Genomic DNA, 22707 nt, shown 5'->3' with positions numbered 1-22707 from the left:
AATAAAAACTATTTGTATGAAATCGATTAAATATAAAATAACGCTTGCGCTTACAGCCCTTGTAATAATTTCGGGTTGTAGCAAAAAGTTTGAGGAGAATTCAATCAATCATAACCTCCCCTTATCTGTTCCGCCGGGCGTTATATTGAGAGCCGTATTAAATGATATTGTTGTTTATCCAGGCGGAAGTGAGGATAAAGCAGGTCAATATATTGCTTCTAATTACACCTATTATGGCGACAACAAATATTGGAATGGAAGTGCAGGTTTTAATTTTGGCACGTTAAACAATGTGATATCAATGGAAAATGTTGCCAGCAAACTGGCAGGAACCAGTGATAACCCGTACCACGCTTTGGGCTTATTTTTCAGAAGTTTTTTCTTTGTTAATATGAGTGAGAAGGTAGGTGACGTGCCAGTGAGCGAAGCATTGCAGGGCATAAATAACATTGCACCTAAATATGATTCACAAAAGGATGTATTCAAGCAATCGCTTGTCTGGCTTGATTCTTCGAATATTATTTTGACAGGCCTTTTAGCAAATGGGTTTAAAGAATTTTCAGGTGACTTTTATTATAATCCAAGCGACAATGCCAGCAGCGCCCGTGCAGCATTGGTTAACTGGCAGAAAGCGGTGAACAGCTACAGGTTAAGAGTGTTGATTGAATTAAGTAAAAAAACCGGGGAAGCTGATCTGAATGTAAAAGGCCAATTCAATGATATTGTAAGTAATCCAACTAAATATCCCGTTTTTACAAGCAATAGCGACAACTTACAATATGTGTACAATGACAAGTTTAATTATTATCCTGATAATGCTACCAACTATGGTAATAACGCAGGACGTTTAAATGTAGGGGGTACATATCTGAATACATTAAGTTCTTTGAATGATTTGCGTGCGATGGTATTGGCAGAACCTGCACGTGGTTTAGGATTTGCTGATACTGATTTTAAATCGTACAAAGGCGCTCCGCTTGGTGAAGATTTAAGTTATCTGGCAACAGAGTCAGGAGCAGGCAGACTCTCTTTATATAATTACAACCATTATTATTCTGGCCTCACCGGCGAACCTACGTTTATAATAAGTTATGCGGAAGTTTGCTTTTGTATAGCGGAAGGAATTAACAGAGGCTGGACGACAGGTGATGCGGAAACGTGGTATACAAATGGAGTTAAAGCGATGTTTAGTTTTTACGGAATCAAAGACGGAGATAACGTTATTACATTGCGTAAGGCGGATGGAACAGGTAATCTTACTTACACTGTGCCTTTTAGCTTTACTACTTATTTTAACCAACCGCTTGTTAAATACAAAGGAGATAATGCCGACGGGTTAACGCAAATACTTACACAAAAATACCTGGCCTACTTCCGTAATTCTGGATTACAGGGATATTACCAATGGCGCAGAACCGGCATACCGGCGTTTAGTATTGGCGCGGGTACAGGAAATGGGGGGAAAATTCCAAAAAGGTTTCAATATCCAAGTAACGAATTGTCTGTTAATGGTACCAATGTGAAAGCTGCAATATCAAGCCAGTTTGGTGGTGCAGGAGATGATATCAATCAGGATATATGGTTAGTTAAGTAAGAATATCTTTCATCAATCCGCTGCGTCTAGCATTTCGGAAAAGTCTTTTAATTACCTAAAGCGAAACTACTAAAAGTAGTTTCGCTTTAGTCTTTGCTTTGATTGTTTACACTTAAATCAAATCCCTTGCAATCCATCACTAAGCAAATCGTTGCCACAGTATTTTATGCGGCAATATTTGTAACAAATTTAGAAGCCCAGCAAAAAAAAGTCAGCATCCTTTCTGTACCGGGTAGTAATCAATATTGCAAAATAGATGCTGCCGGAACTTCAGTATTGCCCAGCGGCCGATATGTTACACCGGCTGGAAATTTAGTTAGAATTACCAACGACCCTTTTGGCATGGCCATTTCACCCGATGGCAAAAAAGCAGTAACTCTTCACAACGGCGTATTTACTATCATCGACCTTACTACATTGAAGGACACAAGAATTCCGGGCTATGAAAACAAAATCAATTCCCCGCTTACACACGAGCCATTAAACAGCAGCCCTTTCCCTACAGATTCTGCCAACAACAATATTATACCAACGGCCTTACCGCAAGGCTCTTTTTTAGGCGTTGCTTTCGCGCCAGATTCCAAAACAGTTTACCTGAGCGGTGGTGATAATGGCGCCGTAATTGTGTACGACATTGAAAAATTGCAACGCATCGATTCCATTTCTTTAAATGGAAAAACAGGCGGCATTGACTTCGGTGACAGCTTCACCTCAGACCTGTTGCTGAATGAATCCAACCATGAATTACTGATTTTAGACAGGGGCAATTTCAGACTGGTGCGCTACGATATTACTGCTAAAAAAATTACGGCTTCCATACCCGCCGGCCGCCAGCCTTTTGGCCTGGCATTAAGTGCCGATAAAAAAATGGCTTTTGTTGCCAACGTTGGCGCCTATTCGTATCCGCTCGTAGAAGGGATGACGAAAGACAATTACAACTCCATGATGATATCGCATCATCCTTATGGAGATAACACAAAAGAAGCTATCAACGGAACAGAAATAGAAGGAAAAAAGATTCCGGGTGTTGGAAGTCCGCACTCGCCGGAAGCAATGAGCGTTTTTACCATGGACCTCACCACTAACAAAGTGATTGATAAATTTAAAACCGGTTTCCAGGTGGGGGAAATGATTGAAGAAGCAGAAGTAGTTGGCGGGGCAAGTCCTAACTCCATCGCAGTAGGAAAAGAGTTCGCTTATGTAACCAATGCTACCAATGATAACATTTCTATCATCGATTATAAGAAACATACAATACTCGGCCATATTCAAATAACTGTTGACAAACGGATTGATAAATTTCGCGGTCTGCTGCCATTTGGCATTACATTGAGTAAAGATGAAAAAACTTTGTATGTAGCATTGCTGGGTTTTAATGCAGTAGCAGTAATTGATGTGGCAACAAAAACAACCAAAGGATTAATTCCCGCAGGCTGGGGCCCGACAAGGGTTAAGTTAAGCGCTGATGAAAAAGAATTGTACATCATCAGTTGCCGCGGCCTTGGTGCAGGACCCAATGGTGGCGATGGTTTTGTTGCGCCGCCCCAGGGCACTTATATCGGTGATATTCAACTGGGTAGTTTTCAAAAAGTGAAAATGCCTTCTGCGGGTGAATTGGCTGCGTACACAAAACAAAGCATCAGCAATACTTTTGTGAGCAACCTCGTAACTGATGATACTAAAAATCCTTTGCCCTCATTGCCCGGCTCACATCAAACCCCCATTAAATACATTGTATACATCACCAAAGAAAACAGGAGTTATGATGAAGTGTTTGGCCAGTTAAAAAATGCCAAAGGGGATACCACCCTGGCAAGATTCGGAGTTGATTGCGACTTTACTTTGCCCGATTCTTTAAAAGCAAAATATGCACATTTAAAAGTTACTCCCAACCACCACAAGGCAGCCAAACAATTTGCCTTCAGTGATAATTTTTACTGCGACAGCGATGCTTCTATTCACGGCCATCACTGGATGATGGGGGTAATACCCAACGAATGGGTAGAAGCCAATTCAAGCGTTGATAAAACAGCCAACTTTTTCTCAAAGGCACCCGGCCGCCGCTTTCCCGGTTCTACCGGTAGTATGGATCCGGAAGATTACGGCGAGATAGGTGGTATGTGGGAAGCAATGGAAAGAAAGAAAGTAAACTTCTACAATTTTGGCGAAGCCAATGAAACAGCGCACGTACGTGAGGAGTGGATGGATACCGCAACAGGCGCCGCACACGGTGTAATGGTACCTATGCAAAAAGCATTGTTTACCCGAACTAGCCGCAATTACGCAGGGTTCAATATGAATATTCCAGACCAGTTCCGCATGAACCAGTTTGAATCAGAATTCACAAAAATGTGGATCAAAGGAAAAAAGCCATTACCTTCTTTAATTACTATGCAGGTTCCCAATGACCATACTGCAGGACCAAGGCCGGAGGACGGATACTATTTTCCACAATCTTTTGTAGCCGATAATGATTTGGCCGTTGGCAGAATTTTACATTTTTTATCCCGTACCAAATACTGGAAAAATATGCTCGTCATCATTACAGAAGATGACCCGCAGGGAGGTGTTGATCACATTGACGCACACCGCAGCATTTTAATGATGGCAGGACCTTATGTAAAGAAGGGGTATGTAAGTCACACGCATGCCAACTTTGGTTCTATCTTAAAAACCATTTACAATATTTTGGATGTAAAGTATGTAAACCAATATGATGTAACTGCTTCTTTATTACAGGATTTTTTTACTGATAAACCGGATTATACACCCTATACTTTAGTGCAGCACGACCCAAGGGTTTTTGATGTTGAAAAGGCCATGAAAAAATACGGCCGTTCAGTAGACTGGCGTAAGGTAATACAGGGGCCAGATATGGATGATGAAGACGACATGCGCAAAAATCATTACAAACAAACCAAGGGAAAGTAAAAATAGTATGAATCCTGCGTGCAATCAATTGTTGGTGATTTTTCTGCTGACCTTTTTTATAACCCTGCAAAGTAAAGCTCAGGTGGAAGATACAACGATTGTCACTAACCTTAAAGATCTAAAGGTTGTTGGCTATAAAACCATCAATGGTATTGGTCATTTTAATGAAGTACATGGACCGGTTATTTATGCAGGAAAAAAAACGGAAGTGATTGAAGTAGATAGCCTGGATGCTAACAAAGCCATCAACAATACCCGCCAGATTTTAGGACGGATACCAGGTTTATACATTGTAGAAAGTGAAACAGGCGGCTTTGTCGCCAATGGAATCGGCGTACGCGGATTGAATCCTGTACAGTCGCTGGAAATGAACGTGCGGCAAAACGGATACAACGTAGCCGCGGATGTGTACGGTTACAATGAGACGTATTATCTTCCTCCAATGGAAGCTGTGTCGAGAGTTGAAATTATCAAAGGAGCATCCGCAATACAATTTGGGTCTCAATTGGGCGGCATGGTAAATTATGTTTTGAAAGAAAGTAGTATCAATAAAACATTTAATTACAGTACCATGCAAACGGCAGGTAGCGATGGTTTATTTAACAGCTACCATGCAGCTGGTGGTACCATCAAAAAGTGGAGTTATTTTACTTTTCTGAATTACCGTACTATGGGCGGTTGGCGGCCTAACTCTGAGCAAAAGCAATTGACGGGTTATGGAAAAATTAATTACCAGGCCAGTGAAAAAATAACCTATGGCCTGGAGTATTCGTTATTGCGCAATAGGATTAAAATGCCTGGCGGTTTAACGGATGATCAGTTTGAAACAGATAACAAAACATCTGTGCGTTCCCGCAACTGGTTACAAAGCCCCTGGAATGTGTTGACTGCTTCAATGGATTATCAAATCCGGCCTACTACTTCTTTACAAATTAAATCAACCTATTTAGCCGGCGAAAGAAGCCTCGTATGGTTTAATAAATTACCGGGTGAAGCGGATAAAATTGATCCCGCAACCGGCAACTACAGCGACAGGGAAATAGACCGGGAAATCATGAAGAGTTCAGCAACGGAAATACGATTGCTGCACAACTTTATTGTTGGTAAAATGGAAAGTACACTGGCAACAGGTATTCGTTTTGCCAGGGCTTCTTTTCACAGAAATGAAGAAGCGCCTGGGACAAACAAAAGCAATTTTGATTTATCCACCACCGGGGAGTTTGAAGAAAATTTTCATTTTACAACGACCAATATTGCTGCATTTGCAGAGAATACCCTGAAGCTAAATAACAGGCTTTCCATTACACCCGGTATTCGCTTTGAATCATTGGGTTCTGAAGCAGAAGCAGAAATTGAGGTAAACGGTGTTGAGAAGGAAACAGAAACAGAAAAGGAAAGAGGCTTTTTATTAATGGCACTTGGCCTGCAATACAAGGCTGGAAAAAACAGTAATCTGTACGGCAATATTTCACAGGCTTACCGCCCCGTAGACTATGCGCAGCTTGTACCGCTGGGTTCTGTTTCAAAAGTTGACCCTAACATGAAAGACCCTAAAGGCTGGAATGCCGATCTGGGTGTAAGAGGAAATGTTGGGAATTATTTTAATTATGATATCAGCTTGTTCTACCTAAGTTACAGCAACCGCATAGGGTTGGTTAATATGAAAGATGAAACCGGAGCCGATTATACGTTGCGGACAAACACTGATAAAAGCATTCATAAAGGAGTTGAGAGCTATGTTGAATTGAATATCACCCGTGCTCTGGCAATCAATAAAACAGCAGGCGAATTGAGAGTCTATAATTCGTTTGCATATACAAGGGCAAGGTATAATAAAGGCCTTTACAAAGGCAACCAGGTGGAGTATGCACCCGAAGTGATCAATCGCATCGGTATTAATTATGCAAAAAAAGCATTCTCAACTTCTTTCCAATTTTCAAATCAGTCGAAAGCATTTGGAGATGCTGCCAATACGGAAAGAAGCAGCAACCCCATCATTGGCCGTATACCAGGTTACAGCATTATGGATTGGTCAGCAACTGTAAGCATTAAAAAATTCAAGTTCAAAGGTGGCGTCAACAATCTGGCTGATAAAAGATATTTCACCCAGCGCACAGATGAATATCCTGGCCCGGGAATTATCCCATCTGTTGGCAGAAGTTTTTATGCAGGTATAGGATACAATTTATAAAACCTGGTAGTTGCATTAAGTCATCAAGATTACAAATGAAAAAAAATATTTTATTTAACAAACAACATAACGATGAGTATTTCAACCAATGAATTTTCTGTAAACGGCAAAACGTACAAGCCTGCCGCCAAACCAATTGTGGTGATTTGTATAGATGGGTCAGCCGACGAATACCTGGACATCACCATGGCACACGATCGTATGCCTAACCTAAAGGCCATGACGGTAAAAGGTTACAGGGGAATGGTAAGAGGTGCGTTGCCTTCTTTTACCAACGTGAATAATTCTTCCATTGTAACGGGGGCATCGCCTGCAGTGCATGGCATAAGCGGTAACTTTTTTTACAATGCTGCTATCGACCAGGAAGTGATGATGAACTCATCTGAATACCTGCGTGCTGAAACCTTGCTGGCTGCTGCTGCCAATGCAGGCCGGAAAGTGGGCGTGGTAACAGCTAAAGAAAAATTGAGAGACATTCTGTCTTATAAATTAAACGGCATTGCCTTCTCTGCAGAAAAAGCTAACCTCGCAAAAAAGGAAACACACGGAATTGAAAATGCCGAAGAAGTAATTGGATTTCCTACTCCGGCTATTTACAGTGCTGATGCCAGCTTGTTTGTATTGCGTGCCGGCGTTGCCTTGATAGAAAAGGGAATCGCAGACTTTTTATACTTGTCTTTAACTGATTATATGCAGCATACCTATGCACCCGAAGCAGAAGAATCCCTGGCGTTTTATGAAGCGATGGATGCAGAGATAGGAAAGATGATAGCGCTTGGTGCAGTGATTGGTGCCACTGCAGATCATGGAATGAACGCTAAAGTAAAAGCAGATGGTTCGCCCAATGTTTTATTTGTGGAAGATATGCTAACGGAGAAGTTTGGCGAAGGTTTCAGGGTGATTTGCCCTATTACAGATCCGTATGTAAAACACCACGGCGCATTGGGTTCTTATGTAGTAGTACATGTACCCGATCAGTCAAAAGTTATAGAAATAAAAGACTGGCTAATGATTCAGCCCGGTATTACTGAAGCCTATGACAGGGCAACTGCAGTAAGGGTATTGGAACAGCCGGAAGATCGTATCGGTGACATTGTTGTAATGTCTGGCAGAGATGTGGTGGTGGGAAGAAGACCGCAATACCATGACCTGTCTGCATTGGATGGCTCCCTCCGTTCTCATGGTGGCCGGTACGAGGAAATGGTACCGATGATTATCTCCCATCCATTAAATAATACCTACAGAATGAAAGCTGCAGGTGATCCCCGCAATTTTGACATTTTTGATTTTACTGTAAATGGAACAAACTAAAATTGAGTACTATGAATGAAGACGCAACCGTTGTTGAAAATAAAAGCCAACAAAAAAACATCAATCATCTTCCTGTCATCAATGCGAGCAGTTATGTTGCCGGAAAAAAACTGGTATCAGATAAACTGCTGGAAGTAAAAAGCCCTTACGATAACAGGCTGGTCGGCACTGTCACACTTGCCAATGCCAGCGATGCAGAGGAAGCGATCCAGGTGGCTTTAAAAGGAGGAAAAAAATTAACCCGTTATGACCGTTTTAGTATCCTGGATAAAGCCAGGCAATTATTAATTGAACGAAAAGACGAGTTCGCAAGAGTAATTTCTTCGGAAGCTGGTCTCGCCATGCGGGAAGCTATTTATGAAACAGGCCGTGCACACGATGTATTGATGTTTGCTGCCATGGAAAGCCTGAAGGATGACGGGCAAATTTATTCCTGTGATATTTCTCCGCAGGGAAAGGCCCGCAAAATATTTACCACGCGGGAACCCTTGTCGCTGGCGCTTTGCATCACTCCGTTTAATCATCCGCTCAATCAGGTAGCGCATAAAATTGCACCAGCTATTGCGGTGGGTACGCCCGTTATTTTAAAGCCATCTGAAAAAACACCTTTAACCGCCATCAAGTTTACAGAACTGTTATACGATGCAGGGTTGCCGCATTATATGTTGAGCACATTGCTCGGCCCAACTGACCAGATTGCTGAACCGTTGGTGAAAGATCCAAGAGTTGAAATTGTCTCCTTTACAGGAAGTGTTGCTGTAGGTAAAAGAATTTCATCCATCGCGGGATATAAAAAGGTGATACTGGAATTGGGGGGAAACGACCCCATTATTATCCTGGAAGACGCTGATATGAATACAGCAGTGCAACTTGCGGCCGAAGGCTCTTACCGCAACAGTGGCCAGCGTTGCACCGCAGTAAAAAGAATATTGGTGCACGAAAAAATAAAGGCGGAGTTCACCGAGAAATTTGTTGAAAAATCGAAGACTTATATCTGTGGCGATCCTGCAGATGCTGCAACAATTGTAGGTACGGTGATTGATGAGGCATCTGCGATTTATCTTGAATCGGTAGTTAACAAAGCGGTTGAACAGGGCGCAGTTATTTTATTGGGAGGCAAACGCACCGGAGCATTACTGGAACCAACTGTGATTGACAACGTGCCCCGCGACTGCGATATGGTAATGAAAGAATCATTCGGGCCGTTGGCACCTATCCTTGGGTTTAAAGACATTGACGATGCCATTGCGTTGAGCAATTCAACGGCCTACGGTTTATCCAGCGGAATTATCACCAATAACATGCAACATGCCATTCGTTTTATAAAAGAGTTGAAAGTAGGAACGGTAAACATCAACGAAGTGCCAGGTTACAGAATTGAAAGCTCGCCTTTTGGCGGAATAAAAGATTCCGGGCTTGGTATTAAAGAAGGAGTTATTGAAGCAATGAAATGTTTCACTTTCGTAAAAACATTTTCAATGCCCTGGTAAGAAGTAACCATTCCTTATCAGAATAATTTTATCAATACAGTTTAATTTATTAAAATATCTCAGATGAAAAAATTATTGTTTACCCCAGGGCCGCTTTCCACTTCCGCGACCGTTAAGGAAGCCATGCTGGAAGATATGGGATCAAGAGACCATGCATTTATTGAAGCCGTTAAAGAAATAAGAACCGGTTTATTAACCCTCGCAGGCGTTTCAAAAGAAGGAGGCTATGAATGTGTAATTGTACAGGGTTCAGGAACTTTTGGTGTGGAAAGTGTTATCGGTAGCGTAACAGGGGAGAATGATACACTGGCTGTTTTAGTGAATGGAGCTTACGGAGAGCGTATTGTAAAAATGGCCAAAATCAATCGCATAAAACATGTTGTGTTAAGGTTTGATGAAGATGAAATTGTTACGCCGGAAGCCACTGAAAAATTCTTAACAGAAAATCCCGGCATTACGCATGTAGCCTGCATCCACAGCGAAACCACCACCGGTCTTTTTAACCCGGTTAAAGCCATCGGCGCTGTTTGCAAGGCGCGCAATAAAGTTTTTATTGTTGATGCCATGAGCAGCTTCGGCGGTGTGGAAATGAACATGCAGCAAATGCACATCGACTTCCTGGTTTCATCTTCTAACAAATGTATTGAGGGTGTGCCTGGTTTTTCTTTTGCCTTGTGCAAACGCAGTGAATTGGAAAAGGCAAAAGGCCAGGGCAGAAGCCTTAGCCTTGATCTATATGATCAGTGGAACGGACTGGAAACAAGCGGCCAATTTCGCTTTACACCGCCTACCCTCAGCATCATGGCCTTTCGACAGGCGATGAAGGAGTTGGAGGCAGAAGGTGGAGTTGCAGCAAGGGCTAATCGTTATAAAACGAATAAGCGGTTACTGGATGAGGGCATGGCAGCACTTGGATTTAAACAATATTTAAAACCCGAAATTCAGGGGCATATCATTTCATCGTTCCTGTACCCTTCAGATACTTCATTCAATTTCGAGTCTTTTTATAACAAGTTAAATGAGCGGGGCTTCGTTATCTATCCTGGTAAATTAAGTAAGGCAGATGCATTTCGCATCGGTAATATCGGCCAAATTTTTCCAGCCGATATCAGGGCGCTTGTAGCGGCTGTGAAAGAAGTATTATTATAATTATCCAGGAAATTATTTTTAATTCATTATGCTGATTGATTCTTCTGAAAAGGTGGATGCCATTGTTATTGGCGGCGGCATATTTGGGTGTGCCATTGCGTATTATTATACAAAAAATAATCCGGGTAAAAAGATAGTAGTATTGGAGCGAAATGAAATTTGCCACGCGGCCACAAGCAGGGCTGCAGCCTTGGTTACGCGAATCAGAAGCAAGCAACATTTTATTCCGCTTTCTTTAGAAACTTACCGTGCAGTTGCCGAAATGGAAAAGCAATTGAATGAAAGCATGGACATGAAAAGGGTGGGCGTACTGCATGTGGCGGCGAGCGAATCAGCTGTGGCAGATTTGGATGACATGATGCGCATTGCAGATTCATTTAACGAGCCTTCAGAATACCTCACGCATGAAACAGTAAAAGCAAAAGTACCTTGGTTAAAAACGGATGAAGTATTAAAGTTTGGTTTTATACCAGATGAAAGTTATTGTGATCCTTATTTGCTGGGAACCTTTTTTGCAAGGTGCGCAAAAATGAACGGTGCGGATATAAGGCAAGGTGTTGAGGTAAATGACCTGTTAATGGAAGGTAACACTGCTATTGGGGTAAGCACTACTGCCGGCAATATATATGCCAATGCGGTTGTAATTGCCGCCGGTGCATGGTCGCCAGTGTTGGCTATGCAGGCAGGTGTTGGTCTGCCGATGGCACCGGTGAGAAGTCAATACTGGATCACTGAACGAAATGACATTTTTCCTGTTGATTCTCCTATTGTTTTATTACCTGATGTGCAGGCGTATGCAAGACCCGAAGGCGGCGGTTTACTTTTTGGTATCAGGGAAGCCAAATCATTCACCACATCCCCGTTGGATATTCCAAAAGATATCAGCGATTTCTCTTTTAGTCCTGATCGTGGCGTGAGTGACTTGTCGGAAGTAATTGATAAGCTTGGCTGCTTTTTTCCGGCCGTATATGATATAGGCCTAAAGTATTACATCGCAGGATTTTCTGGCTATACACCCGACAATAATTTAAGTATGGGCATTGTGCCGGGTATTAAAAATTTGTTTGCTGCAACAGGTTGCGCAGGTGCAGGTATTTCTGTTTCAGGTGGTGTTGGGCTTGCGTTTGCTGAGCTGATTGCAGGCAGGCCAAACCCCTACGATTTTGCAAAATTCAGCATTGAACGTTTTGGTAAAATAGATCCGTTTAGTAAAGTGTGGCTGGATAAATGCGCTTTGGCAAGGTCACAAAAAAGAAGTGGTTAATTAATAAATATTATTTAAACAAAGCCTTTAAAAAGGGCATTATAAATTTTGTATTGGTGTATAAATGCCAATCGCTACTATGCATTTTATTTGAAAGTGTAGCCAATCAAGGACCTTAATTTATCAATCATTCTTTTTGAAACTTTGAACAACATGGCAACAATGATGGCATTTAGATTACAGCAGCGGTTATCGCAATCCAAAGGGTTTTTTATTGTATGGTGTATGATTGCTGCATTTGGTACCTACTTCTGCATGTATGCATTCAGGAAGCCTTTTGCTGCCGGCACTTACAGCGAATACAAACTTTGGGGGCTCGATTATAAAGCGGTGTTGATCATTGCCCAGGTTTTTGGCTACATGCTGTCAAAATTTGCAGGTATTAAAGTGATATCCGAGCTGGAAGCAGCGAGTCGCAGAAAGCTGATTATCGGACTGATAATTTTTGCTGAACTATCACTGCTGTTATTTGGTGTGGTACCTTACCCATACAATTTTATTTTTCTTTTTGCAAATGGCCTGCCGCTCGGAATGGTATGGGGCGTTGTTTTTAGTTACCTGGAAGGCCGCAGGTTTACCGAAGTTTTGGGAACAGGTTTAAGTATCAGCCTGATTGTTTCTTCCGGGATTCTAAAAACATTTTATTTTTTTCTGCATGAATTGTTGCCATCCGTTACTGAGTTTTGGTTGCCCGCTGTTATTGGACTGATCTTTCTTCCTTTGTTTATGTTTTTTGTGTGGATGCTTGCTGTAATACCTGCGCCTTCCCAAGAGGATATTGCTTCTCGTTCAGCCAGAACCCCTATGAGTACAGATGATAAAAGAAAAGTGTTACGCGACTACGGCCTGGGGCTACTCGGCTTTATTGTCATTTATGCGATGCTAGCAACCATGCGTGATTTCAGGGATAATTTTTCTGTAGAAATATGGAAAGAAATTGAAGTGAAATGGAACAAAGCCGTATTTGCACAAACAGAAACTATTTCTGGTTTTATTGTGCTGATGGTATTGGCCAGTTTGTCGCTCATTAAAAGTAACGTAAAGGGATTTTGGGTTACCACCGGGTTAATAGGTTTTGGCCTGCTGCTGGGTGGGCTTTCAACAGCGCTGTTTCAACTGCACATACTGTCACCTTTCTGGTGGATGGTGTTACTGGGAATGGGGCTGTTTCTGGCTTATATACCGATGCAGGTTGCTTTATTTGAAAGAACCATCGCCCTGTTTAGGATGAGGGCTAACGCCGGTTTTTTTGTTTATATCTGTGATGCTACCGGTTATCTTGGAAGCGTGGGATTAACATTGTACAAAGAATTTTTTATGAAGGATCTTAACTGGAGCAGGTTGCTGATCAACTTCTCCTACATACAATCTGCTGTTTCTTTGGGGATATTGTTATTTACCACCCTGTTTTTTTACAGGCGGAAAAGAGCACTGCCTTTGTTGCAGGTTTCGGTTGATCCCCTGGTAGTTGTTCCGCAACCCGCCTGAATCTGCTGCTATTTGTATACCCGCAACTTTCATTATTTTTATTTGAATATGCATTTGGAAGTACAACAGAATTATTTCCTGATGACGGTAACTCCGTTTCCGCTTTATTAAAATAATTCTACTGATAAAAAAGTGCCGTGTTATTTGTAACAAGGCTTTTTGGATGAATAATGCTATTTTGTACAACTTTTAAGATTGCATTGTAAACCTGATACACATGTACACCTCTGCGCTGCTCCGGGATCAACTAAAAAAAATGCCGTTATGGGCACTCTCTCTTTATGCGGCCCTCAGCGCATTTTGTGTGTACTTCTGCATGTATGCTTTTCGCAAACCTTTTGTTGCAGCTGGCTTTGCCGGTATGGAATTTCTTGGTTTCGATTACAAAGTTTGGCTGGTTACAGCGCAGGTAATAGGCTACATGCTGAGCAAATTTTATGGAATAAAATTCATTTCGGCCATGCAGGGCGAAAAGCGGGCAATCACCATTGTAAAACTGATACTGCTCGCCTGGCTGGCATTACTGCTGTTTGCCGTTACACCAGCACCCTACAATATCATCTTTCTTTTTTTAAATGGATTTCCGCTGGGAATGGTCTGGGGACTGGTATTCAGTTTTCTCGAAGGCCGCAAGTCTACGGAGTTTATGGGTGCAGTACTTGCCATCAGTTTTATATTTTCTTCCGGTGTTGTAAAAAGTGTGGGTAAATCAATTGTACTGTACTGGCATGTAAGCGAAATGTGGATGCCTTTTATTGCCGGGTCATTTTTTGTTATTCCGATGATTGTATTTACCTGGCTGCTCAATCATATTCCGCATCCTTCGCCGGCAGATATTATTTTACGGAGTGCACGAAAGCCTATGACAGGCGTGGAGCGAAAAGCTTTCATTGGCACTTTTCTACCAGGTATCATCATCATTGTGTTTACGTATGTATTGCTGACTATTCTGAGGGATTTTCGTGATAATTTTTCAAACGAATTATGGAAAGAATTGGGGTATGGAAATAACGCCGCGATTTTTACTGAAACGGAGACTTATGTATCGCTGATTGTTTTATTGTGCATGAGTTTGCTGATACTGGTAAAAAACAATATCAGCGCCTTTATGATCAATCATTTTATCATCATTGGTGGGTATGCTCTGGCATTTATTTCAACACTGTTGTTCATGGCAAGGGAGATTAATCCGGTAATTTGGATGACCATGATTGGTACGGGTTTGTACCTGAGTTATGTTCCTTTTAATGCGTTGTATTTTGAAAGGATGATAGCCACTTACAGGGTAAAAAGCAACATTGGGTTTATCATGTATGTGGCAGACGCGTTTGGCTACCTGGGAAGTGTGCTGGTATTATTTTTAAAAGAATTTATCGGCGTAAAGTTATCCTGGACGAATTTTTTTATAGATGCCGTGTTGATTATTTCTGTAGTTGGTATAATAGGAACTTTTATTGCAGCATTTTATTTTAAGAGAAAATATACCAATATAAATAGCGAAAAAATAAGTGGGGAGCCGGCCCTAACAAAATAAACTGTTTTACTACACTCTTTCTACAATAATTTTTGAAGTGCCAAGGTAAGTAATACGCACTTGTACAATGTCTCCAATTTGCGCAACCGGCAACTGGTCACTTTTATGAACGGCAATCTTTGCCTGTATTTTCTTATCTACCACATTTACAAAAACACCGTGGGGTGTTACTTTAAAAACAGTTGCATCAATTACAGTTTTGTTTTTAAAGCATTGCATAGCGTACATATATTCCGGAATGTATTCACTTTTAAATAATGCGGCTGTGGCCTTGTCGGGCTTGTCTGTATTTTCCAGCTTAAAAAATACGGGTTCATTTAAATTGTCTTCTTTTGGCCTTTTTTCCCAGGGGGATAAAATCAACGGAAAAAATATATAACTACCGGTTTCTTTAACAAAATAATCGTCATCCACTTTTTTTAAATAACCAACAAACCGGTTTTCTACATATGATTTGTTAATAAGATTATCAAGTGCGTTGTTAAAATGAAACTGCAAACAATCAGCAATCATCTTATCGCCCCTGGCTGATAAAGCGATCACAAAACTCACTTCATCCCCCACATGGAACTGGTGAATTTTTTTTATTATTTTTTCTTTCTTTAATTTCAACTGCTCCTTTTCACTAATATTACCGCTGATACTTTTCTTTTTGCCATTGAGTTCATATTCAATAGTGGCATACTCTTTATCATGATTGATAAAAGTTATTTTGCCCATGATGGTCTTTGTATCCATTGCAGTAATATTAATGTTGTAGCAGGCAAAAGTAAGTTTAATTGAACAAGGCGTCGCTTATAACACCAGCTCTGTTGCAGGATCCCAGAAAATGTTTTTGAAGTCAATTATTTTGTCGTCTTTCACCTGCACCTTTTCTTTCTTTAATAACTCTTCCATTAAAGTAGGTGTTGCAAAATGATGTCTGCCGGTAAGCATTCCGTTTCTGTTAACTACACGGTGTGCCGGAATTGTTGGTTTCGCGGTATGTGCCGCATTCATTGCCCAGCCGACCATCCGGGCAGAAAGTTTGGTGCCTAAATAAACAGCAATGGCACCATAAGACGTAACCCTGCCCTTTGGTATTTGTCTCACTATATCATATACGTCAGCAAAAAAGCTATATTCTCTTACAGTGCTTTTGGCAGTTTCTTTAACAGGATCTTTTTTAACGGCTGAGTTCTTTTTCATAGTTTAAAAGTTACAGAATTTACGGAGTTATATTACTCTCTATCCTCTTTAAAACCGGACGGCATTGTTTTTTTACAATCTCATCTTCTACATTGCAGTGGTTAAACGGGCAATGCCTGCAACCATTACCACAACAGCTGCCTCTTTGCAAATGATAGTTTGCGGTAAATACAACATTCCTTTCCTCGTTGTAATAAAAGTCTTTTCCTTCAGTTAGCCGGCGCATACAACTTTTAAATGTTTTCTGTTAATTTAAGTTCTTCCTGCAGAGCGTCATCCAAATCACCAATGGTTGCAGGCAGGCTAAATTTCAGGTAATGAATTTTTTTACTTTGTGCTATATCAAGCGCTTCGTAATGTGTTTTTATCTGCAGTTCTGGTGAAGGGTTGGCTGCATAAATATCAGCACTATCTTCGTGCAGGTGTAAGCCATACAATCCGATTACCCGTTTTGTAAAACGGTACAGGTCCGGCGAATCGGTTTTTAAGTGCAGGTAACCGCCACTTACCAATACCTGTTGGTACAAGCGCAAAAATTGTGGATGGGTTAATCTCTTTCTAGCCTTGGAGGTCCTTAGCTGAGGATCGGGAAATGTGATCCATATTTCACTTACTTCGCCGGCTGAGAAATAGTTGGGCAGCATGGCAATCTGTGTTCTTAAAAAAGCGGCATTGGTAAGTTGTTCATCCAGGCATTTTTTTGCCCCTATGTAAATGCGGTTGCCCTTTACATCGACCCCTATAAAATTTTTTCCGGCAAATAATCTTGATAAACCAACTGTATACTCTCCACGGCCACAGGCAAGTTCCAGCACTACAGGCCCGGTGTTTTTAAAGAAGGCATGCCATTGCCCCTGCATATTTTCCGGATATTCCAGCACATTGGCAAAGGTCTTAATGTCTGCAAAGCGTTGTAATTTTTTTTGTGCCATAAAACGCAAATATAACTATACATAGCGCAGTTACACCCAACCCTTTTTTGTAATATAAAAATATTCCAGCTTACACTATTTAGACAAAATCGACGTTGATATATTCTAACCGGTGATTTAAACGTAAACTGTTGTAATAAAAAGGGGGCGGCCAAGTAGCTTTATAAGCCCAACATCAAAAAATACCAGCAAAAAAATGAAAAACCTGTATAAAGCGTTAACCGTTTTTTATATCGTATTTCCATTAATAATTGTGCTACTAATGCGACAAGCCTATTCGCAATCCATTTTTGGAAACTGGTCTTTTTTGTTTGGTATTGTGTTGTATTACCTGTCTATCCTGATGGTTGTTGCCAGGCAAAAAATAATCTTAATGATTCCTGTACTATTTTTCAGCTGGTTTTGGCTTACCTACGGTTTTGATTTGCATGGCTTTACTTTTTTCTTGTTCATTTGTATATTTTCAGGCGCTTTTTTTTATCAACTTGCTCAAAATGTAAAACATTTTATTAAAAAGGTTTTGCCAGAAAACAAACTTGCTGAAGAATACGAATTGAAAATTGAAAAAATGTATGCCAGGCTGAACTTATACAAACAAAAACACCCGACTGCAACTATAACGCCTGACGTAATTGATAGTATAAGAAACGACATTTTCTTTGCATAACACATTGCTAAGCACGGGCAATTCCAATCCCGGGCTAACTCCCTGAACCAAACAGCAGATTAAAGGGCATGATAACGGATAGTCAATAAACATTGCTAATTTTACTCCTAATTAAGTCAAACTTACCGGTACCATGAAGGGGATGTTTAAAATACTTACCATTTTCTATATTATATTTCCACTTGTTGTAATTCCTTTTATGGCGTCGAGAGCAGGTAACTGGTTTTATTTATTCGGGTTAGTGTGTTATTATACGGGGGTTATGCTGGTGGCCATTAAGCAAAAGATAATTTTTATGATCCCACTGTTTTTTTGCGGCTGGTTTTGGTACACCTATGGCTTCAGTTTACACGATTATGTTTTTTTCCTGTTTGTCTGCATGTTTGCAGGTGCCCTGTTTTACCATCTAGCCCAAAACGCAAAATATTTTAGCCAAAACGTATTGCCCGAAAACAAGGAGGCCCGGGAATACGAACTGAAGATTGAAGAAATGAATGCAAGGCTAAAACAATATAAACAAACCCACCCAACGGAGATTATTACACCCGAAATAATTGATGGTATAAGAAATGAAGTTTTTTTTAAATAAAGCAGCCTTTTCACTTTTCGTTTTGTTGGCAAAGGCATCGCCCCTACAGTGGAAATGTGCTGTTGAGAATAATTTGTAGAGTAATTCAACAAGACAATATTGTGGTAATGATTGCCGCGGTTAAACAGGGTAGCAATTGGAATATTTTTATGCTTTATCTTTGTATTGCAATGAAAAAAATGCTCTCTTTATTTTTAGTGTTTTTGATATCCGCGGCTTTTGCGGAAACTGTACAGGCGCAATGTTCTATTTGCACTAAAACTGCCCAGCAATTGGGCGAAGGGCCCGCCCAGGGCTTAAACAGTGGTATTATGTATTTAATGTTTACTCCCTTTATCATAGTAGGCTTTATCGGCTACCGTTGGTGGAAAACCAATAAAGAAGCTGATGAAATGCCGGACGCCTGACATAGGTTGTTGCTCTGCCGGCAACATGCTGACACTCCCCTAAAATTGTTGTATAAACCGGTATAGGTTAAAGTCTTTCCCAGCCTTTTCAATCTGGGTTTTCAAAAAAGATTTTTTAACACCCGCCATTTTTTTTTGTGTGATTAGATAGTACGCTTTTTCTGCTAACAGCCAGTATTTTTTATCCCTGTTTTTTTGTTGAGCAAGGCTTTCTGCTATGGCTTCCATCAGTTCGCTAATACCCGTTTTTTGCGATGCCACTGTTTTGATAACCGGAACAGGAATCCGCCTGGTATTAAATGCGGGGGCAAGCATTCCGTGTAGATTTTTCATAAAAGCAGCGGCGTCTGGACGGTCGGCTTTGTTTACAACAAAAATGTCAGCAATCTCCATCAGCCCGGCTTTCATAGTTTGTACATCATCACCCGATTCAGGCACCAATACCACAACTGTACAGTCTGCCAGCCCGGCAATTTCAATTTCACTTTGTCCTACGCCGACTGTTTCAACAATTACATAATCAAAGGTGGCGGCTTTCAGCAAATCGCTGATCTCAATTATTTTGGGGTGCAGCCCTCCCAGCGAGCCCCTGGAGGCCAGCGAGCGGATATATACATTGGGATTGGTATACCACTCACTCATCCGGATACGATCGCCTAAAAGTGCTCCTAAATTAAAAGGAGAAGATGGATCCACACAAAGTACACCTGCCTTTTTTCCTTCACCGGTAATATGACCAATCAATGCATCCACCAGTGTGCTTTTTCCTGCCCCGGGAGGGCCTGTAATTCCAATAACGGGCGTGGTTGAAGGAGGTAAAAGCTGCAACAAACGCTCATGCCCTTCTACCTGGTTTTCTACCAGCGAAATGCACCTGGCCAGAGCTTTAATATCGCCGTGCTGAATTTGTTGCAGGTATTGTTGCCACATGCAACAAAATTCACTGTAAATAAATCAAATTCCAAATAATTGAAACCTTGGGGAACTGGCGCAAACAATGCCGTTACCCCGATTGCTTATAGCGATTATAATACCAGGACGGCACGGTTTTATCATGGCTGTTTGTTATTAACTTCGGTTAAAAATTCAGGGCGTATTATGACCAACTTTATAAATATTTTTCCGCTGGCCATTGTGGTATATCCTGGCGAAGAACTCAATCTGCACATTTTTGAACCCCGTTACAAACAGCTGATTAATGATTGCAAGGAAAATCAAAAGCCTTTTGGCATACCGGCAGTTATTGATGATAAAATTGGTGAGCTGGGAACGCTGGTAGAACTGGTTGAAATAACGGAAGTGTATGATAACGGCGAAATGGATATTAAAACAAAGGGCCTGGAAGTATTTCGTATTTTAGAAATTGTAAAAGATGTGCCCGGGAAATTATACAATGGTGCCATTGTCAATTATCCTGAAAATTCAGAAAAGAGTAATCAGCTATTAATGCAAAAAGTGGTGGAAATTATAGGCCAGCTGCATACCATTTTAAAAGTAAAGAAAACCTTTTCAAAAACGGAAGCATTGTTACGCAGTTATGATGTAGCCCACCACGCCGGTCTTTCGCTGAAGGAAGAATATGAATTGCTTGGCCTGTTTCATGAAATGCAGCGGCAGGAATATTTAAAGCAACACCTGCTAAAAGTATTGCCCATAGTGGCTGAAATGGAAACACTAAAAAAGCGGATAAAATTAAACGGGCATTTTAAAAACCTGGAAGGGTTTAATTTGTAACAATCATCTTTTTTACCAGGTTGTTTTTTTAGCAATCCGTCTTTGTAAGCAGATTCAAAAGAGCGATTTATCTTTCCTTTTACAATTATCAATCTGCTGCGATTGCTACTCTTGCTAAAGTTTATCTAGAAAAATACATACATGAAAAAAACACTTTGCTTCGATTTTGGCAATACCCGTAAAAAATGCGGCTTCTTTGAAAATGATGTATTTAAAAATGACATTGCGGTGGCAGACGACAGCCTGGAAACCATTGAAAAACTGCTGGAACAATACCAACCTGACAACACTATTCTGGCATCCGTTATAGAACACAACAGTGCTATTGAAACACTATTGGGTGAAAAAACAAACTTTCATAAACTATCCCATATTAGTAAAGTAAATTTCACTACGGCTGTGGGAAAACCCCAAACCATTGGTGCAGACCGGCTGGCGTTGATTGCCGCCGCCGTGCATTTTTATCCAGACAAAAATAACCTGGTGATTGGTTTGGGCAGTTGTATCACCTATAATTTCATTACCCAAAACAACGAGTTTATTGGTGGCGCCATTTCGCCGGGTATGGAAATGCGGTTTAAATCAATGCATGATCATACCGCATTTTTACCGCTGGTTCAAAAAGACTGGAATTTTCCGGTAATTGCCTACGACACAAAAACGAATCTTCAAAGCGGGGTAATAGCCGGAATTACCTTTGAAATTGATGGGTTCATCGATTATTATGCAGGTAAATACGGCAACTTTAACGTGGTTTTAACCGGGGGTGATTCGGCCTATTTTGCCGGTCAACTTAAAAACAGGATATTTGCAGACTTAAATTTTTTATTCAAAGGACTTTACGCAATCAGCGAAGTTAACAACTGCAAATAATGATGAGACTGACAGGCCTGGTTTTAACCGTACTTTTTTACACATCTGTCTCTGCGCAGGAAAACTCTCCTTATTCCCGTTATGGCTTGGGAGATCTTACCCCCAATCACAATATCATCACCAGGGCTATGGGTGGAATAACTGCAGGCTATTCAGATTTTCAAAGTGTGAATTTTACCAATCCCGCCAGCTATGGCAACCTTGGCTATGTAGACCCTGCAGTAGTAAAAGGCAATCCAAATTATCAGCGCAGCACCATATTTGATTTTGGTGCTGAAATAGACACACGTATTTTAAGAAGTACAACCCCCCTTACAAAGTTTACCTCCAATAACGTCAGCATGTCTTACGTGCAGCTGGGCTTTCCTATAAAAATGAAGCAGGCAAATAAAAAAGGCGTGTTTTTAGGCGCCAACTTTGGCCTTAAACCGGTTTCAAAAATAAATTATAAAATCGCAAAGTTTGAGCGGTTACAGGGTATTGATAGTTTAGCTACAGTTTACGAAGGCAACGGTGGCTTAAATGAAGTGGCTGGTGGCCTTGGTATTCGTATCAAAGGCCTTAGTCTGGGATTTAATGCAGGGTATGCATTTGGCAATAAGGACTACAGTACCAGGCTTAGTTTTTTAAATGACACTGTCCATTACTATTCCTCCAACTCATCTGAAAGAACCCATTTTGGCGGCGGATTTTTTAATGTGGGTATGCAGTATGAAATCAAACTGAAAAGCAAGGCGATATTAAGATTAGGCGCCTATGGCAACCTGAAACAAACATACAAAGGAACACAAAGTACGTTGAGAGAGACATTCGCAACCGACGCAAATGGTACGAATTCACGAATTGACAGTATTTATGAAAATGAAATAAAAGGAAATATCGTACGTCCATCTGCTTATGCCGTTGGTTTTACCTACCGCGATAGCGCAGGCCATTGGAGCTTTGGCGCTGATTATGAAGTTACCAAGTGGCAGGAATATAGCTTTTACGGCAAGCCGGACCTGGTTAACAATAACTGGAAAATAAGAGCCGGCGTGGAATATTTCCCGGCATCTTACAACACACCTATCAACAAGTATTTCAATTTTGTACATTATCGCATTGGCTTTAATTACGGTCCCGACTACATCAATATCAACAGCAAGTTGCCAGAGTATGGCTTTACATTTGGCGCAGGGTTTCCGCTAAAATTGAGAAGAGGTTATTTTGAGACACAATCTTCTATGTTGAACACCGCCATTGAAATCGGCAGCAGGGGAGATAAAAAATCGAACGTAAGAGAAAATACCGTGCGACTCAGTATTGGTTTATCTTTGGGCGACCTGTGGTTTAGAAGATATAAATACGATTAAACCGATACCAGTT

20 protein-coding genes are annotated in these 22707 nt (G+C 40.9%); 15 read left to right on the top strand and 5 right to left on the bottom strand.

The features are described from left to right. Positions 1–16 precede the first annotated feature (16 nt). The 9 genes from QWZ08_RS27110 (at position 17) to QWZ08_RS27070 (ending at position 14952) form a co-directional block, all read left to right on the top strand. Positions 17–1594: a SusD/RagB family nutrient-binding outer membrane lipoprotein gene (locus QWZ08_RS27110; RefSeq protein ID WP_290340897.1), complete on the top strand. Its 1578-nt coding sequence runs from the start codon at positions 17–19 to the stop codon at positions 1592–1594. Positions 1595–1720: 126 nt separating this feature from the next. Next, a complete protein-coding gene (locus tag QWZ08_RS27105; RefSeq protein WP_290340895.1) occupies positions 1721–4525 on the top strand; it encodes a bifunctional YncE family protein/alkaline phosphatase family protein in 2805 nt (934 codons plus the stop codon). Between the two features lie 7 nt (positions 4526–4532). Next, entirely contained in the window at positions 4533–6716 is a 2184-nt protein-coding gene (locus QWZ08_RS27100) for a TonB-dependent receptor family protein (protein WP_290340894.1), read from the top strand. Positions 6717–6788: 72 nt separating this feature from the next. Continuing rightward, positions 6789–8027, top strand: coding sequence for a phosphonoacetate hydrolase (phnA, locus tag QWZ08_RS27095; RefSeq protein WP_290340890.1), 1239 nt, complete (start codon positions 6789–6791; stop codon positions 8025–8027). Positions 8028–8038: 11 nt separating this feature from the next. Further along, complete coding sequence (gene phnY, locus QWZ08_RS27090) at positions 8039–9517, top strand: phosphonoacetaldehyde dehydrogenase (protein ID WP_290340888.1); 1479 nt, start codon at positions 8039–8041, stop codon at positions 9515–9517. Between the two features lie 63 nt (positions 9518–9580). Next, positions 9581–10666 (top strand): 2-aminoethylphosphonate--pyruvate transaminase, encoded by a 1086-nt coding sequence (locus tag QWZ08_RS27085; protein WP_290340884.1) that lies wholly within the window; start codon positions 9581–9583, stop codon positions 10664–10666. A gap of 28 nt (positions 10667–10694) precedes the next feature. Then, positions 10695–11930, top strand: a complete 1236-nt coding sequence (locus tag QWZ08_RS27080) for an NAD(P)/FAD-dependent oxidoreductase (protein WP_290340882.1) — start codon at positions 10695–10697, stop codon at positions 11928–11930. 162 nt (positions 11931–12092) lie between these two features. Then, positions 12093–13418, top strand: coding sequence for a DUF5690 family protein (locus QWZ08_RS27075; protein ID WP_290340881.1), 1326 nt, complete (start codon positions 12093–12095; stop codon positions 13416–13418). A 217-nt stretch (positions 13419–13635) separates the two neighbouring features. Then, a complete protein-coding gene (locus tag QWZ08_RS27070; protein WP_290340880.1) occupies positions 13636–14952 on the top strand; it encodes a DUF5690 family protein in 1317 nt (438 codons plus the stop codon). A gap of 9 nt (positions 14953–14961) precedes the next feature. Here the strand turns inward: QWZ08_RS27070 and QWZ08_RS27065 are convergent, their stop codons facing one another. The 4 genes from QWZ08_RS27065 to trmB are packed head-to-tail and all read right to left on the bottom strand — an operon-like array spanning position 14962 to position 17072. Then, positions 14962–15690, bottom strand: a complete 729-nt coding sequence (locus QWZ08_RS27065) for a hypothetical protein (protein WP_290340879.1) — start codon at positions 15688–15690, stop codon at positions 14962–14964. 57 nt (positions 15691–15747) lie between these two features. Then, complete coding sequence (locus tag QWZ08_RS27060) at positions 15748–16140, bottom strand: MGMT family protein (RefSeq protein ID WP_290340878.1); 393 nt, start codon at positions 16138–16140, stop codon at positions 15748–15750. Between the two features lie 19 nt (positions 16141–16159). Next, the gene (locus tag QWZ08_RS27055; protein ID WP_290340877.1) at positions 16160–16366 is read right to left on the bottom strand and encodes a C1orf53 family protein; all 207 of its coding nucleotides are present in this window, start codon (positions 16364–16366) and stop codon (positions 16160–16162) included. A gap of 7 nt (positions 16367–16373) precedes the next feature. Continuing rightward, complete coding sequence (gene trmB, locus QWZ08_RS27050; RefSeq protein ID WP_290340876.1) at positions 16374–17072, bottom strand: tRNA (guanosine(46)-N7)-methyltransferase TrmB; 699 nt, start codon at positions 17070–17072, stop codon at positions 16374–16376. A 196-nt stretch (positions 17073–17268) separates the two neighbouring features. Between trmB and QWZ08_RS27045 the strand changes: the two genes are divergently transcribed. From QWZ08_RS27045 to QWZ08_RS27035, 3 genes are all read left to right on the top strand, one after another. After that, the gene (locus QWZ08_RS27045; RefSeq protein WP_290340874.1) at positions 17269–17739 is read left to right on the top strand and encodes a hypothetical protein; all 471 of its coding nucleotides are present in this window, start codon (positions 17269–17271) and stop codon (positions 17737–17739) included. Positions 17740–17872: 133 nt separating this feature from the next. Next, positions 17873–18328, top strand: a complete 456-nt coding sequence (locus tag QWZ08_RS27040; RefSeq protein WP_290340873.1) for a protein kinase family protein — start codon at positions 17873–17875, stop codon at positions 18326–18328. Positions 18329–18498: 170 nt separating this feature from the next. Continuing rightward, on the top strand, positions 18499–18735 hold the full coding sequence (locus tag QWZ08_RS27035) for a hypothetical protein (protein WP_290340872.1): 237 nt from the start codon (positions 18499–18501) through the stop codon (positions 18733–18735). 39 nt (positions 18736–18774) lie between these two features. Here the strand turns inward: QWZ08_RS27035 and meaB are convergent, their stop codons facing one another. Beyond that, complete coding sequence (gene meaB / locus QWZ08_RS27030; RefSeq protein WP_290340871.1) at positions 18775–19665, bottom strand: methylmalonyl Co-A mutase-associated GTPase MeaB; 891 nt, start codon at positions 19663–19665, stop codon at positions 18775–18777. 168 nt (positions 19666–19833) lie between these two features. Between meaB and QWZ08_RS27025 the strand changes: the two genes are divergently transcribed. From QWZ08_RS27025 to bamG, 3 genes are all read left to right on the top strand, one after another. Then, positions 19834–20469 (top strand): LON peptidase substrate-binding domain-containing protein, encoded by a 636-nt coding sequence (locus QWZ08_RS27025; protein WP_290340870.1) that lies wholly within the window; start codon positions 19834–19836, stop codon positions 20467–20469. Between the two features lie 141 nt (positions 20470–20610). Then, entirely contained in the window at positions 20611–21342 is a 732-nt protein-coding gene (locus tag QWZ08_RS27020; RefSeq protein ID WP_290340869.1) for a type III pantothenate kinase, read from the top strand. Continuing rightward, complete coding sequence (bamG, locus tag QWZ08_RS27015) at positions 21342–22694, top strand: BamG family beta-barrel-assembly machinery protein (RefSeq protein ID WP_290340868.1); 1353 nt, start codon at positions 21342–21344, stop codon at positions 22692–22694. Before QWZ08_RS27020 ends, bamG begins: the two co-directional genes overlap by 1 nt. Positions 22695–22707: the final 13 nt, after the last annotated feature.

This window comes from Ferruginibacter paludis, from assembly GCF_030409685.1.
GTDB classification, from domain to species: domain Bacteria; phylum Bacteroidota; class Bacteroidia; order Chitinophagales; family Chitinophagaceae; genus Ferruginibacter; species Ferruginibacter paludis.
This window is presented reverse-complemented; position numbering and strand designations above follow the sequence as displayed.

Excerpts from the sequence above, each read along its gene's own strand:
- QWZ08_RS27060 (WP_290340878.1), bottom strand. The coding sequence starts at position 16,140 with ATGAAAAAGAACTCAGCCGTTAAAAAAGATCCTGTTAAAGAAACTGCC.
- QWZ08_RS27055 (WP_290340877.1), bottom strand. The coding sequence starts at position 16,366 with ATGCGCCGGCTAACTGAAGGAAAAGACTTTTATTACAACGAGGAAAGG.
- bamG (WP_290340868.1), top strand. The coding sequence starts at position 21,342 with ATGATGAGACTGACAGGCCTGGTTTTAACCGTACTTTTTTACACATCT.
- QWZ08_RS27110 (WP_290340897.1), top strand. The coding sequence starts at position 17 with ATGAAATCGATTAAATATAAAATAACGCTTGCGCTTACAGCCCTTGTA.
- QWZ08_RS27075 (WP_290340881.1), top strand. The coding sequence starts at position 12,093 with ATGATGGCATTTAGATTACAGCAGCGGTTATCGCAATCCAAAGGGTTT.
- QWZ08_RS27085 (WP_290340884.1), top strand. The coding sequence starts at position 9,581 with ATGAAAAAATTATTGTTTACCCCAGGGCCGCTTTCCACTTCCGCGACC.
- QWZ08_RS27040 (WP_290340873.1), top strand. The coding sequence starts at position 17,873 with ATGAAGGGGATGTTTAAAATACTTACCATTTTCTATATTATATTTCCA.
- QWZ08_RS27025 (WP_290340870.1), top strand. The coding sequence starts at position 19,834 with ATGACCAACTTTATAAATATTTTTCCGCTGGCCATTGTGGTATATCCT.
- QWZ08_RS27100 (WP_290340894.1), top strand. The coding sequence starts at position 4,533 with ATGAATCCTGCGTGCAATCAATTGTTGGTGATTTTTCTGCTGACCTTT.
- QWZ08_RS27065 (WP_290340879.1), bottom strand. The coding sequence starts at position 15,690 with ATGGATACAAAGACCATCATGGGCAAAATAACTTTTATCAATCATGAT.
- QWZ08_RS27080 (WP_290340882.1), top strand. The coding sequence starts at position 10,695 with ATGCTGATTGATTCTTCTGAAAAGGTGGATGCCATTGTTATTGGCGGC.
- trmB (WP_290340876.1), bottom strand. The coding sequence starts at position 17,072 with ATGGCACAAAAAAAATTACAACGCTTTGCAGACATTAAGACCTTTGCC.
- phnY (WP_290340888.1), top strand. The coding sequence starts at position 8,039 with ATGAATGAAGACGCAACCGTTGTTGAAAATAAAAGCCAACAAAAAAAC.
- meaB (WP_290340871.1), bottom strand. The coding sequence starts at position 19,665 with ATGTGGCAACAATACCTGCAACAAATTCAGCACGGCGATATTAAAGCT.
- QWZ08_RS27070 (WP_290340880.1), top strand. The coding sequence starts at position 13,636 with ATGTACACCTCTGCGCTGCTCCGGGATCAACTAAAAAAAATGCCGTTA.
- QWZ08_RS27020 (WP_290340869.1), top strand. The coding sequence starts at position 20,611 with ATGAAAAAAACACTTTGCTTCGATTTTGGCAATACCCGTAAAAAATGC.
- phnA (WP_290340890.1), top strand. The coding sequence starts at position 6,789 with ATGAGTATTTCAACCAATGAATTTTCTGTAAACGGCAAAACGTACAAG.
- QWZ08_RS27045 (WP_290340874.1), top strand. The coding sequence starts at position 17,269 with ATGAAAAACCTGTATAAAGCGTTAACCGTTTTTTATATCGTATTTCCA.
- QWZ08_RS27035 (WP_290340872.1), top strand. The coding sequence starts at position 18,499 with ATGAAAAAAATGCTCTCTTTATTTTTAGTGTTTTTGATATCCGCGGCT.